At 63.7% G+C, this 13044-nt stretch carries 11 protein-coding genes; 9 read left to right on the top strand and 2 right to left on the bottom strand.

Translation table 11 applies throughout. From position 1 onward, the window contains the following. Window positions 1-10: 10 nt before the first annotated feature. From EEB11_RS10950 to EEB11_RS10940, 3 genes are all read left to right on the top strand, one after another. A complete protein-coding gene (locus EEB11_RS10950; protein ID WP_135431256.1) occupies window positions 11-364 on the top strand; it encodes a DUF5368 domain-containing protein in 354 nt (117 codons plus the stop codon). 197 nt (window positions 365-561) lie between these two features. Next, a complete protein-coding gene (locus tag EEB11_RS10945) occupies window positions 562-1098 on the top strand; it encodes a hypothetical protein (RefSeq protein ID WP_167852718.1) in 537 nt (178 codons plus the stop codon). A gap of 403 nt (window positions 1099-1501) precedes the next feature. Further along, window positions 1502-3169: a BCCT family transporter gene (locus EEB11_RS10940; RefSeq protein WP_135431252.1), complete on the top strand. Its 1668-nt coding sequence runs from the start codon at window positions 1502-1504 to the stop codon at window positions 3167-3169. A gap of 29 nt (window positions 3170-3198) precedes the next feature. On the opposite strand, the gene EEB11_RS10935 is transcribed toward EEB11_RS10940, so the two are convergent. After that, window positions 3199-4098: a phosphotransferase family protein gene (locus tag EEB11_RS10935; protein ID WP_135431250.1), complete on the bottom strand. Its 900-nt coding sequence runs from the start codon at window positions 4096-4098 to the stop codon at window positions 3199-3201. Window positions 4099-4167: 69 nt separating this feature from the next. Here EEB11_RS10935 and EEB11_RS10930 point away from each other — a divergent pair, with 69 nt between their 5' ends. Then, window positions 4168-4791, top strand: coding sequence for a class I SAM-dependent DNA methyltransferase (locus tag EEB11_RS10930; protein ID WP_135431248.1), 624 nt, complete (start codon window positions 4168-4170; stop codon window positions 4789-4791). Here EEB11_RS10930 and EEB11_RS10925 read toward each other — a convergent pair. After that, the gene (locus EEB11_RS10925; RefSeq protein WP_135431246.1) at window positions 4762-5535 is read right to left on the bottom strand and encodes a DeoR/GlpR family DNA-binding transcription regulator; all 774 of its coding nucleotides are present in this window, start codon (window positions 5533-5535) and stop codon (window positions 4762-4764) included. The genes EEB11_RS10930 and EEB11_RS10925 overlap by 30 nt on opposite strands. A gap of 236 nt (window positions 5536-5771) precedes the next feature. On the opposite strand from EEB11_RS10925, the gene EEB11_RS10920 reads away from it, so the two are divergent. Genes EEB11_RS10920 through EEB11_RS10900 form a run of 5 tightly spaced genes read left to right on the top strand, consistent with a single transcriptional unit; the run spans window position 5772 to window position 13039 of the window. Beyond that, entirely contained in the window at window positions 5772-6707 is a 936-nt protein-coding gene (locus EEB11_RS10920) for an ABC transporter substrate-binding protein (RefSeq protein ID WP_135431244.1), read from the top strand. A gap of 9 nt (window positions 6708-6716) precedes the next feature. Next, window positions 6717-7733: a quaternary amine ABC transporter ATP-binding protein gene (locus tag EEB11_RS10915; protein WP_135431242.1), complete on the top strand. Its 1017-nt coding sequence runs from the start codon at window positions 6717-6719 to the stop codon at window positions 7731-7733. Next, window positions 7730-9727 (top strand): ABC transporter permease, encoded by a 1998-nt coding sequence (locus EEB11_RS10910; protein ID WP_245298864.1) that lies wholly within the window; start codon window positions 7730-7732, stop codon window positions 9725-9727. The genes EEB11_RS10915 and EEB11_RS10910 overlap by 4 nt, the downstream gene beginning before the upstream one ends. Continuing rightward, window positions 9724-10605, top strand: a complete 882-nt coding sequence (locus tag EEB11_RS10905; protein ID WP_135431240.1) for a phosphotransferase — start codon at window positions 9724-9726, stop codon at window positions 10603-10605. Before EEB11_RS10910 ends, EEB11_RS10905 begins: the two co-directional genes overlap by 4 nt. 1 nt (window position 10606) lies before the next feature. Beyond that, the gene (locus tag EEB11_RS10900) at window positions 10607-13039 is read left to right on the top strand and encodes a GcvT family protein (RefSeq protein WP_135431238.1); all 2433 of its coding nucleotides are present in this window, start codon (window positions 10607-10609) and stop codon (window positions 13037-13039) included. Window positions 13040-13044 lie beyond the last annotated feature (5 nt).

The raw sequence follows: 13044 nt of genomic DNA, 5'->3' as shown, positions 1-13044 counted from the left end.
GGAGGGCACCATGCAAGAGCTGACAATCGAAACCCTGATCGCTGTGTTCGAGGAGATCTTCGGGCGGGGTCTGTTCTGGGCGATGGTCCTTGCGGCCATCGTGGTCACCCTGGCCTATCTCTTCGTCATGATCCGCGACCGGTCAATCGCGTGGCGCAAATTCCTGCTGGCACAGCTTTCCATGCCCTTCGGCGCGGTCGCGGCAGTGCTGTTCGTTCAGGTCATGACCAACTCGCACCTGCGCGACATCGGTGGACCGGTCGATGTGATCGTCCTGCTAGGGGTGGCCGGGATGGGGGCCGTTGGGGCGGCTGTTCTTGTCTACACCGTGCAGTCGCTGTTTTTCCGCAAGATCCGCGTCTGACGCACCCGCACCCGTGGCTTGTGGGCGCGTTTACCGTGCTGATCCGATGAAATGACGCGACCATAACCAAAACTGCCAGACCCGCAGATACCTGGGTGCCCCAGTACTTTCTGTCTTCGGTCGGAGCCGGAGGTTTGGCGGTGTCGTTCTTTCTGTGGCTTTACATGTAGGTGCCGCATTCCGGGCAACAGGTGCCGGTGCTCGAAGATCTTGCCCGCGCCTGGGCCACAGGTGATCCGCTGCTGCAGACCACGATGGCAGTCGCCATGGTCGCGATCGCGGGGCTGGCCTTCGTGAATGTCACATTGCTGATCTGGAACCTTGGCCAGATGGCCAGTTTCCGCAAGTCGCCAGCTTACCAGAAGCTGCGCACCACAAACGGCGAAAGCCAGCTGACGACACTGCCTCTGGCCATCGCCATGACACTTAACGTCGCTTTCGTTCTGGGACTGGCGTCGATGGCGCAGCGTGGCACCAATGCCGAAGGTGTCCCGTCCCTCACGATCATCGTGCGGCTGATGACGGCGCTGGGCATCCTGACCCTGCGGGTCACGCATGGAATGGGCGAACACTTTGGTGCCCATGCCGCCCCCGGTGATTATGTCTGGATATTGTCGGGCCATCTCGGCGTGCAGATCGCATTTCTTTTGTTCGGCGCGGCGGTCCTGCGCGCGCAGGGTTATTTCGGCCGCTTTGTGACTGGCCCCGAAGCGACGGCCGTTTCCGCTCGATAACATCACATCACAGACAGAGCCGCGTGGCGAAGGGCCCGCGGCTCCGCTTTTGAGAAAGGCGTGCCTCGCTGACGTCAATATCAGCCCCATGTTTCGGTCATCACGCGTAGGCAGAAAACGGGCTGACGGTCGCCGTTTGGGTGCCCGCACAGGGCAGACAGTGCACACTTGTTCCATCCACCGGTTGAACTTTTTGTCCAAATCAGCGAAAACCGCCCGTGCGCCGCCCTTTGGGTGGCACGAACTTCGCATGGGCGCGTTGTCAGCAGGAACGCTGACACAACTGCGCGTCCGAACTTGGCCTGTGGTCGCAGGCCGCTCCATCCGGGAGGACCCGCCGTCAGCTGCTGACGGGTAAAACCAGCGTAAACCGCGCCGGGTCTGAAACCATTAGAGGGACATCATGACCGACACCCCGAACGCGCCACAGCGCGACGACGAACCCATTAGCGACATCGAAGCAATCCCTGAACCCGAGGGCGAGACCGAGATCATCGTCACCGACTATTCCATCGGGCAGGACAATGTGGCGCCAAGCTACATGCTGCAGTTCGATTTTCACCAGAAGGTGTTCAGCATATCGGCGCTTGGCATCGTGGCCTTCACCATCCTGACACTGGCATTCCAGAACCAGGTAGAACCGGTGTTCACCGGCATGCGTGACTGGCTGACCGGGAATATGGGCTGGTTCTTCCTGATCGCGGGCAACATCTTTGTTCTGCTGTGCCTGTTCCTCATCGTCTCGCCGCTTGGCAAAATCCGCCTTGGTGGCCCGGACGCCACGCCCGATTACGGCTATGTCGGATGGTTTTCGATGCTGTTTGCCGCGGGCATGGGCATTGGCCTGATGTTTTATGGCGTGTCAGAGCCTTTGTCGCATTACACGGCAGCGCTGGGGGGCGTGACGCTGGATGACACCGGCGCGCGCACCGACTGGGCGCCGCTGGGGGGCGCAGCTGGCGACCCGGCAGAGGCCGCGCGTCTGGGCATGGCGGCTACGATCTTTCACTGGGGCCTGCACCCTTGGGCGATTTATGCCGTTGTGGCGCTGGCTTTGGCGCTGTTTTCCTACAACAAGGGGCTGCCGTTGACCCTGCGGTCCACCTTTTACCCGATCTTTGGCGAGCGGATCTGGGGCTGGCCCGGGCATATCATTGATATCATGGCGATCTTCGCCACGATCTTCGGGCTTGCCACCTCGCTTGGCATCGGTGCGCAGCAGGCAGCAGCGGGGTTGGACTACCTGTTCGGCTTTGGGCAGGCGGATTCCCGTCTGATCATCCTGATCATCTTCATCACCCTGCTGGCGATCATCTCGATCGTTCGCGGGCTGGAAGGCGGGGTCAAGGTTCTGTCACAGGTCAACATGTTCCTTGCCATTGCGCTGCTGATCTTTGTCGTGGCGCTTGGCCCGACCGCCAGTATCTTCACGGGCTTTTTCAGCAACCTGGTTGCGTATGGTGAGTATCTGCCGGCTCTGGCCAACCCCTTTGGCCGCGAAGACACCAACTTTGCCGCGGGCTGGACCGCATTTTACTGGGCGTGGTGGATCAGCTGGTCACCCTTTGTCGGCATGTTCATCGCCCGGGTCTCGCGTGGGCGGACGGTGCGTGAGTTTCTGATCGCGGTGCTGATCGTTCCAAGTCTGTTCTCGGTCCTGTGGATGACGGCGATGGGCGGCAGCGCCATTTCGCAGGTGGTCAACGACGGTTTTACCGGCGTGCAAGAAGCCGCACTGGAACTGCAGCTGTTCGAGATGTTGAGCCAGTTGCCGCTGGCGGGGATCAGTTCGCTGATCGGAATCGTCCTTGTGGTGGTGTTCTTCGTCACCTCGTCCGACTCCGGGTCTTTGGTGATCGACACCATTGCCGCCGGGGGCAAGACCAATGCGCCGGTGGTGCAGCGGGTGTTCTGGGCCACGTTTGAAGGGCTGGTGGCGATTGCGCTCTTGCTGGGCGGTGGTCTGGCAGCCTTGCAGGCAATGGCGGTCTCGACCGGGCTTCCGTTCACGCTGGTTCTGCTGGCTGCCTGCTATTCCATCGTGCGCGGATTGATGAACGAACCGCGCTAAGAGATCGGGCAGCCCCGCGGGGCTGCCCGTTACTTGCCCTGCAGCACCGCCAGATGGTGGCCAAAGACGGCAGAGGCCATCAGCCTGCGACAGCGGGCAAAGCGCGTGTTGGCATAGGCATGAAAATCATCTGCCGGATTGGCGTTGGCCACTTGGATCAGACCCCACAGGGTCCAAAGCAGATCACACATCGCCTTGTGAATCACCATCCGCGCGCGGTCGTGGTCCGGGGCGGGGCCATCAAAATAGGCGTCCAACATGGCGTCATCCTGACCTTGGTTGAATTCCGCCTCTACCGACAGATCGCCCAGATCCCACATCGGATCATTCATGCCCGAATATTCCCAATCGACGATCCACATGCGTGAACCGGTATCGAGAAAATTTTCGCACAAGGGGTCGCAATGGCACGGCACCACCGGGGCAGGGTTGCGGGCCAGTGCTGCGCGCACCGCCTCTGCCTCCTCTAGCACGGCGTGATAGCCATCCGGCAGCGCCACAGCCTTGTCCGACAGCAAGCTTAGGTAATCGTCGATCATGGCGAACAGATCGAACCGTGTGGCGAAGACCTGCCCCGACTGATGCAGGTGGCGCAAGGCCAGTGCGGCACGGGCAGGGGCACCGGGGCGATTGCGGAAGGCGTGCGGCGTCATGGTCACTGTTCCGGCGACATATCGGGTGACCATGATGCCACTGGCCGGGTCGTTGTACAGCACGGCCGGACTGACCCCGGCCTGCGCTGCAGCCACTGCCGCAACAGCCTCGGCGTCGCGATCGATGTAGCCGGCGGTGCCTTCGCCCGGCACCCGCAGGATCGCATCACCCAGCCGGTACACCCGGTTGGTCAGGCCGCCCAGCCGCTGCGCCGGATCGTTCCATCCGGCAAGGGCCGGAATGCCCGCGATCAACCCGGCGATATCATCCTGCATGCCTGTTCCCCCGTTGCCTTGCCCAGCACCTTGAACCAAGCTAGCCGCCAGAACACAGGAGTGTCCACCATGAGCATCGGTCACCACGATGGCCACCTCGGCAAAGTCTATGACGCGCAAGCCCCCGAGCAGGTGGCCGCCGCCTATGATGCCTGGGCCGCCAGCTATGATGCTGAAATGGCGGCTGCGGGGTATCGGCACCCGTCGATTGGCTGCGCTTTGCTGGCGCGCCATGCGCCGCGCGGGACAGGGCCCGTGCTGGATGCGGGCTGCGGCACCGGTCTGCTGGGCGATTGGCTGGGCATCCTTGGCTTTGCGCCTGTTGAAGGGTTGGATCTGTCGGCAGGCATGCTGGCAGTGGCGCGCAGCAAGGGAAGCTATGCGCGTCTGCATCAGCTGGCCCTTGGCCAGCCGTTACCGTTTGCCGATGGGGCCTTCGCAGCCGTGATTTCCACCGGTGTCTTTACCACCGGCCATGTCGGGGCCGAGGCTTTGCCTGAACTGATCCGTATCACAAGGGCAGGCGGGCCGATGGTGCTGACGGTGAAAACCTCGCTTTGGGATGCTGGCTTCTCTACGATATTGACCACGATGGCAGGCGTGGCAGTGGTAGAAGCCACGGCCCCCTATGTCTCGATGCCCGGCGAGACCGGGACCATCCCGTCACTGGCCGTTGTCCTGCGCCGCGGCTAGCAGCACCCGCGTGCCCGCCATCGACAGGGCTGCTGCCACATCGTCAGGCGGAGCGACATTGGTGATGATTTCATCCACCGCGTCGAAACCGGTCACCCGGATAAATCCGCACCGTCCGAACTTGCTGGCATCGGTCACCACCACCCGCCGCGTGCCACAGGCCAGAACGGCGCGGGCAAATTCCGCCTCTTGCAGGTCAAAGTCCATCACCCCGCTTGCATCGACCGCCCCGGCCGAGATGATGGCGTGCTGTACCGCGAAGGCCCGGATGAAGGCCAGCGCCGAGGCCCCCAGCGCCGCGCCGGAATCGCCGCGCAATTCCCCCCCCGCCATGAAAACCCGGTTGCCGTTACTGGTGGCCAACGTGCGGGCGATGTCTGACGAATTGGTCACCACGGTCAGCCGCCGGTGGCCAGACAATTCGCGCGCAAGAAAACTGGTCGTGGTGCCGGTGTCCAGCATCAGCGAGTCGCCATCGGCGATCTGCAAGGCCATGGCGCGGGCGATGGCCTGCTTTGCCCCAGCATTTTCACGCATGCGGCGGTGAAACGGCGCTTCGCCCATCTGACCCGCCAGCCCGACCGCGCCATGCACCCGCACCACCGCCCCGGCATCGGCCAGCGCCCGCACGTCGCGGCGCAAGGTTTCGCCCGACACCTCCAACAGATCGGCAAGCACGGTGACAGACTGTGGCCCTTGACCTTCCAACAGCTTGAGAATCGCGCTGTGTCGTGGTGTCAGCATGGGGCGGCGTCCTGTGGTTGGCGTGTGGATATACCGAATATCCTGCCCGCTTTGCCACCAGTTTACAAACATGCGGTCACGATACCCACAGATTTCCCAATTTTTCGTTGACAGCTGCCTGCGTGACGCGCGCTAATCACCTTATCAGAAGGCGCAGGCCTGCTTTCACGCCCCAAGCGCCCGGAACCCACCCACAGGCCGCCCATGCGGCCCCGTTCCACAACAGGGAGTGACCGATGCGCCTGACCCTCAGCCTTGCCGCCATGCTCTGCGCCACCACCGCCTTGGCACAGGATTCAACCGACCCGATCAAACTGACCCTGCACGACTGGACCGGCCAGCTGATCACCACCCAGCTGATGGGCGAAGTTCTGCGCAAGGGCGGCTACAATGTCGAATATGTGCAGGCCGATTATCTGGCCCAGTTTGCCGGGCTGGAAACCGGTGATCTGCATGTTGCGATGGAGATCTGGGAAACCACAGGGCGCGAGGCGATGGATGCCGCCGTAGCGACTGGCGGGGTCGAGGTACTGGGTCCCACCGGCATGCAGGCGAAAGAGGAATGGTGGTATCCGATCTATATGAAAGAGGCCTGCCCTGGCCTGCCGAACTGGGAAGCGCTGAAAGACCCCGCCTGCGCCGAGGCGTTTTCAACCCCGGAAACCGCGCCGAACGGGCGGTATCTGGGTGGCCCGGTCACCTGGGGCGGCTTTGACGAAGAGCGGATCGAGGCGCTGGAGCTGCCGTTCGAGGTGATCCACGCGGGCACAGATGCCGCGCTGTTTGCCGAACTGGAGTCGGCCTATCAGCGCCAGGCCCCAGTGTTGTTGTGGATTTATGCGCCGCACTGGGCCCCGGCCAAGTATGAAGGCGAATGGGTAGAATTTCCGACCTATGACGCCGCCTGCTACACCGATCCCGCCTGGGGCGGAAACCCTGATGCCGCTTATGATTGCGGCAAGCCATTTGGCGATATCTGGAAAGTCGGGTGGTCCGGCGTCAAAGACAAATGGCCCGGCGCGCACAAGGCGATTTCCGCCTTTAGCATCGATAATGACCAGATGGGCGCGATGATCACCGAGGTCGATCTGAACGGCAAAACGGTCGAGGCTGTGGTCGCCGAGTGGATTGCCGCCAATGAGCCGACATGGAGCGGGTGGGTCGCCCAGTAATCAAGCGCCATGACGCCCGGACCCGATACCCTGATCTGCCGCAATGTCTGGAAGGTGTTCGGGGCGCGCGCCGCCGAGCACCTTGCCGCGGCGGGCCAGGACGCTGGCCGGCTGGCCGCACTCGGGCTGGTGCCCGCTGTGCGCGCGGTCGATCTGACGGTGCGGCGGGGCGAGATTTTTGTGATCATGGGCCTGTCCGGGTCTGGCAAATCGACACTGGTGCGCTGCCTTTCGCGGCTGATCGAACCCACGGCGGGCGAAATCCTGTTCAACGGCCAGAACCTGCTGACCGCCTCGGATGCCGAGATGACGCAGATCCGCCGACACCGGATGGGCATGGTGTTCCAGCATTTTGCGCTGCTTCCGCATATGACGGTGCTGGACAACGTGGCCTTTCCGCTGGAGGTCCAGGGCATGCCCCGCCCCGCACGCGAGGCCCGGGCGGAGGAGATGATCACGCTGGTCGGCCTGTCGGGGCGCGAACACGCCTATCCCCGCCAGTTGTCCGGCGGGCAGCAACAGCGCGTCGGCATTGCGCGGTCGCTGGCGGCAGAACCGGAGCTGTGGTTTCTGGACGAGCCGTTTTCGGCACTGGACCCGCTGATCCGGCGGGAGCTGCAGGGCGAGTTCATGCGGCTGCAGTCGCGGCTGCACAAGACGATTGTGTTCATCACGCATGATTTTGACGAGGCGATCCGGCTCGCCGACCGCATCGCCATCATGAAGGATGGTGCGGTGGTGCAAGTTGGCACGCCCCAAGATCTGGTTCTGAACCCGGCCACCGACTACGTGCGCGAATTCACCCGCGCGGTGCCAAAGGCAAAAGTCGTGCGGCTGGCGTCACTGGTGACCCCCGGCCCAGTGCCAGAGGGGATGCCTTGCCTGCCAGCCCGTGCCACGGTGGCAGAGGCCGGGCCGTCGTTCCTGTCAGGTGCGGCTCATGTCGGTGTAACCGAAGATGGTGGCGCCATCGGCACTGTCGCGCGCGACGATGTGATCCGTCTGCTGCTGGGGGGTGAGGCATGACCGCCCTGCCCTTTCCCGCCATGCGCCCGGGGGATGGGCGGCTGATCTGGGGTATGGCCTTGGCGCTGGCACTGGCGCTTTGGCTGTGGGGGCAGACACTGCTGCCGATGGCGTTTGACTATCCGACGACGTGGCAGATCCCTGCCGCGCGTTGGATCGGAGCCGCGATAACCTGGCTGGTGAAAGATGCCAGCCTTGGTCCGGTGGCGTTTTCCGATGTCACCCGCGCCGTCGCCGCCTTGGTGGACAAACCCTATCAGCTGGCGCTTGGGCTGCTGGCCAACGGGGTGCAGGAGCAGACCGGCGGGGTGATGGTCCAGCATGTACCGCCCATCTCGTGGGTGGCCGTCATCGGCATGATGGCGGCGCTGGGGCATTGGGCGGGGGGCTTGCGCCTGGCCCTGCTGATGGCAGCGTGCTTTGCGTTTATCGCGGTGTTTGGCCAGTGGCGCAGTGCGATGGTGACGCTCGCCTCGATCCTGGTGGCGGTGCCGCTGGGCGTGGCCGGTGGGCTGCTGTTCGGCACTCTGGCGTGGCGGCATCCGTGGTTTGAACGCGCCTTGCGACCGCTGCTCGATCTGATGCAGACCATGCCGGTCTTCGCCTATCTGGTGCCGATCCTGATTTTGTTCGGTTTTGGCCCCACGGCGGCGGTGATCGCCACGCTGATCTATGCCACCCCGCCAATGACGCGGATCACCACGCTGGCTCTGTCGCGGGTGCCCGAGGAAGCGCATGATCTGGCCCGGATGGTGGGCTGCACCAAGCGCCAGACGCTGTGGCGGGTACTGATCCCCTCGGCGCGCGAGGCGCTGATGGTGGGGGTCAATCAGGTGATCATGCTGTCGCTGAACATGGTGATCATCGCCTCGATGATCGGCGCGGGGGGGCTTGGGTTTGATGTGCTCAACGCCCTGCGCCGGCTGGATTTCGGCGCGGGGCTGGAGGCGGGGCTGGCGATTGTGGCATTGGCCATTGCGCTGGACCGGTTGAGTCAGGCCGTGGCGCATCGCGGTGCCGTTCCGGGGCGGAAGGGGCCCTTGATCCGGCGGCATCCCTATGTGACTGCCGCTGCTGTGCTGGTCGTGACAACCTTCATCATCGGTCTGCTGATTCCGGCGGTGCAGACCTATCCTGACGCGGCCCGGCTTTCGACCAGCCCGTTCTGGGCGGCGGCCGTCCAGTGGATCAACATCACCTTTTTCGACACGCTGGAGGCGGTGAAGACCTTCTTCCTTGTCTGGCTGCTGGTGCCGGTGAAGCGGTTCATGCTGGGCCTGCCATGGCTGGCGGTGGTTCTGCTGCTGGGGGTGGCGGGCTGGCGGTTGGGCGGGGGACGGCTGGCGCTGCTGACATCCGGCCTGTCCTTTCTGATCGCCGCGACCGGGCAATGGGAAAAGGCGATGATCACGGTCTATCTGTGCGGCATTTCCACCCTGATCGCCATGGCCATCGGCGTGCCCATCGGCATCGCCGTGGCGATGCGCGAAAGGCTGTGGACGGTGACCCGCGCCGTGATCGACACGGCGCAGACCCTGCCCAGCTTTGTCTACCTGATGCCCATCGTCATGCTGTTCCGTGTCGGCGACTTCACTGCGATGATCGCGGTGGTGGCCTATGCCATCGCGCCCGCCATCCGCTACACCGTGCTGGGCCTGCAATCGGTGGACCCGCGGCTGATCGAGGCGGGGCGGGCCATGGGCTGCACGCCCTGGCAGATCCTGACCCGCATCCGCCTGCGGCTGGCGCTGCCCGAGATTTTGCTGGGTCTGAACCAGACCATCATGTTCGCACTGTCGATGCTGGTCATCACAGCCTTGGTTGGCACCCGCGATCTGGGGCAGGATGTCTATATCGCGCTGACCAAGGCCAACCCCGGCAATGGTCTGGTGGCGGGGCTGGCGATTGCCTTTATCGCCATCATCGCTGATCGCCTGCTGTCTGCCGCTGCCCGCCGCGCCCGCGCCCAGCTGGGGCTGGAGGGTGCGGCATGACGACACCGGCGCACATCCTGACGTTGCCCTGCTGGACCGGCACGCCCTCGGCGGTGCCGCTGGAGGGTGGACTGTCGAACGAAAGCTGGTTGGTGACCGACGCGGCGGGCAAGCATGTCGCCCGCTTTGGCCGCGACTTTCCGTTTCACCACGTGGACCGCGCGCGCGAGGTGGCAACCGCGCGCGCCGCCCATGCCGCAGGCTTTGGCCCGGCGGTGGAATATGCGGCCCCCGGTGTCAGCGTGGTGCAATTCGTCCCGTCGCGGACATGGGGGGCCGAAGATGTGCGTGCCGCCCCTGACCGGGTTGGCGCGCTTCTGCGCCGGTTTCACAATGGCATGGCGCGGCACATCCAGGGCACGCCCTATATCTTCTGGCCGTTCCACGTAATCCGTGACTACGCCTGCACCATCAAGGCAAGCGACAGTCCGTTTTCGCCTGACCTGCCACGATTTCTGGCGCTGTCCGAGAGGCTGGAGGCCGTGCAGATCCCGCTGCCCATCATCTTCGGCCACCATGATCTGCTGCCCGCCAATATCCTTGATGACGGTCGCCGGCTGTGGCTGATCGACTATGAATACGCGGGGTTCGGCACGGCGATGTTCGATCTTGCCGGGGTGTCTTCCAATGCGGGGATGACATCTGACGAAACCGCAGCCCTGTTGCAGTCCTACCTTGGCCATGCCCCCGACGCCGCCTTTCAGCGCGCCTTTGATGCGATGCAATGCGCCAGCCTGCTGCGAGAGGCGATGTGGGCAATGGTCTCTGACATTCACCTCGCTGCCCCCGGCGCAGACTACCGCGATTATGCGCGCGACAATCTGATCCGCCTTGAGGCGGTGCTGGACCAGTTCACCCAAACACACGGGACGCTTTGACATGACCCTTCCAGCCCAGGCCCAGATCATCGTCATAGGCGGCGGCATCATCGGCTGTTCCACCGCTTATCATCTGGCGCGCGATCACAAGGCCGATGTATTGCTGCTGGAACAGGGCAAGATCACCAGCGGCAGCACATGGCATGCCGCGGGGCTGGTGGGGCAGTTGCGCTCTTCGGCCAGCATCACCAAGGTGCTGAAATACTCGGTGGATCTGTACAAGGGGCTGGCGGCGGAAACCGGGTTGGATACCGGGTGGAAGATGACAGGCTGCCTGCGCCTTGCCACCACCGCCGACCGATGGACCGAATACCGCCGCCTTGCCACGACCGCGGGCAGCTTCGGGATGGAAATGCACCTGATTTCGCCCGAAGAGGTCAAGCGGATGTGGCCGCTGATGGACACGTCCGACCTGATCGGGGCCAGCTGGCTGCCGACCGACGGTCAGGCCAGCCCTTCGGACATTACCCAAAGTCTGGCGAAGGGCGCGCGCATGTATGGCGCACGTATGGCTGAGGGCGTGACGGTGACCGGATTTACGATGGACGGCCCCCGCATCACCCATGTGGAAACCGATCAGGGGCGGATCGCCTGCGACACGGTCGTAAACTGCGGCGGCATGTGGGCGCGCCAGATCGGGGCGATGGCGGGGGTGACGGTGCCGCTGCACCCGGTCAAGCACCAGTACATCATCACGGAAGCGATTGACGGGCTGTCGCCCGACGCCCCCACGCTGCGTGACCCCGACCGCCGCACCTATTTCAAGGAAGAGGTCGGCGGGCTGGTGATGGGCGGCTATGAGGACAATCCGCAGGGCTGGGTCACCGGGGACATACCGCCAAATTGGGAGTTCCGGCTGTTTGACGATGATTTCGATCATTTCAGCCAGCATCTGGAACAGGCGATGGCCCGCATTCCGGCGCTGGAAACCACGGGCGTCAAGCAGATGATCAACGGGGCAGAAAGCTTTACACCGGATGGCAATTTCATCCTTGGCGCGGCACCCGAATGCCCGAACATGTTCGTCGGTGCCGGGTTCAACGCTTTTGGCATTGCCTCGGGGGGCGGCGCGGGCTGGGTGCTGGCCGAATGGGTGATGCGGGGCGAGGCACCGCTGGACCTGTGGGCCGTGGATATCCGGCGCTTTTCGGCCATGCACCGCGACCGCGACTGGGTGGCAACGCGCACGCTGGAAGCCTATGGCAAGCACTACACAGTGGCCTTCCCGCATGAGGAATACACCTCAGGCCGCCCGCTGATCGTGTCACCACTCTATGACCGCCTGAAGTCACATCGCGCCGTGTTCGGGTCGAAACTGGGGTGGGAACGCCCGAACTGGTTCGCCCCCGAAGGCATGGAGCCGCGCGATGTCTACGCCATGGGCCGCCAGAACTGGTTCGGCCCGGTAGGTGAAGAACATGCCCATGTGCGCAGCCATGCCGGGCTGTTCGACCAGTCCAGCTTTGCCAAATACGAGCTGTCCGGCCCCAAAGCTGCCGAGGCGCTGGAGGCGATCTGTGCCAACCGGGTGGCCCGCGATGCGGGGCGGTTGACCTATACTCAGCTGCTCAATTCGCGTGGCGGGATCGAGGCGGATCTGACCGTGGCGCGCATGGACGAGGACTTGTTCTACATCGTCACCGGCACCGGTTTTCGCACCCATGATTTCGGCTGGATCGCCGACCAGCTGCCAAAGCACGGTGTGGTGTTCCGCGACGTGACCGAAGACCGGGGCACGCTGTCCCTGATGGGGCCGCGCGCGCGGGACATTCTGGCGCGGGTCACCGCAGATGATGTGAGCAACTCCGCATTTCCCTTCGGCCATGCGCGCGAGATCACCATCGCTGGCGCGCCGGTGCGGGCGTTGCGGGTAACATATGTGGGCGAGCTGGGGTGGGAATTGCACGTACCGCTGACGCAGACCGGGGCGGTGTTCGACGCCCTGATGGCTGCAGACCGTGATTTGCGCCCCGTCGGCTACCGCGCGCTGGAATCGCTTCGGCTGGAAAAAGGCTATCGCGCCTGGTCATCCGATATCACCCCCAACGACACCCCGTTCGAGGCTGGGCTGGGCTGGGCGGTCAAGATGAAAGGGAATACGGCATTCCGGGGTCGCGCAGCGCTGGAGGCAGTTGCCGGGCAGCCGCTCAAAAAGCGCCTGCTTGGATTTACCGTGGCCGATCCTGCCGCCGTGCTGGTCGGGCGCGAAACCATTCTGCGAGACGGGCTGCCGGTGGGATATCTGACCTCGGGCGGGTATGGGTATACGGTGGGGAAAAGCATCGGCTACGGCTATGTCCGGCATGACTGCGGCGTGTCAGAGGATTGGCTTTCGGCAGGACACTATGCCTTGATGGTCGCAGGTGACACGATTCAGGCAGAACTGACCCGATGCCCACCCCACGACCCCGACGGATTGCGCATCCGCGCATGATGACA

The organism is Pseudotabrizicola sediminis (assembly GCF_004745575.1).
Classification (GTDB): Bacteria; Pseudomonadota; Alphaproteobacteria; order Rhodobacterales; family Rhodobacteraceae; genus Pseudotabrizicola; species Pseudotabrizicola sediminis.
The sequence above is the reverse complement of the archived record's forward strand: the minus strand, read 5'-3'. Positions and strand labels throughout refer to the sequence as shown.

Coding starts and splice junctions, on each gene's coding strand:
- EEB11_RS10930 (WP_135431248.1), top strand. CDS start 4,168: ATGAGCATCGGTCACCACGATGGCCACCTCGGCAAAGTCTATGACGCG.
- EEB11_RS10910 (WP_245298864.1), top strand. CDS start 7,730: ATGACCGCCCTGCCCTTTCCCGCCATGCGCCCGGGGGATGGGCGGCTG.
- EEB11_RS10935 (WP_135431250.1), bottom strand. CDS start 4,098: ATGCAGGATGATATCGCCGGGTTGATCGCGGGCATTCCGGCCCTTGCC.
- EEB11_RS10920 (WP_135431244.1), top strand. CDS start 5,772: ATGCGCCTGACCCTCAGCCTTGCCGCCATGCTCTGCGCCACCACCGCC.
- EEB11_RS10950 (WP_135431256.1), top strand. CDS start 11: ATGCAAGAGCTGACAATCGAAACCCTGATCGCTGTGTTCGAGGAGATC.
- EEB11_RS10915 (WP_135431242.1), top strand. CDS start 6,717: ATGACGCCCGGACCCGATACCCTGATCTGCCGCAATGTCTGGAAGGTG.
- EEB11_RS10905 (WP_135431240.1), top strand. CDS start 9,724: ATGACGACACCGGCGCACATCCTGACGTTGCCCTGCTGGACCGGCACG.
- EEB11_RS10940 (WP_135431252.1), top strand. CDS start 1,502: ATGACCGACACCCCGAACGCGCCACAGCGCGACGACGAACCCATTAGC.
- EEB11_RS10900 (WP_135431238.1), top strand. CDS start 10,607: ATGACCCTTCCAGCCCAGGCCCAGATCATCGTCATAGGCGGCGGCATC.
- EEB11_RS10925 (WP_135431246.1), bottom strand. CDS start 5,535: ATGCTGACACCACGACACAGCGCGATTCTCAAGCTGTTGGAAGGTCAA.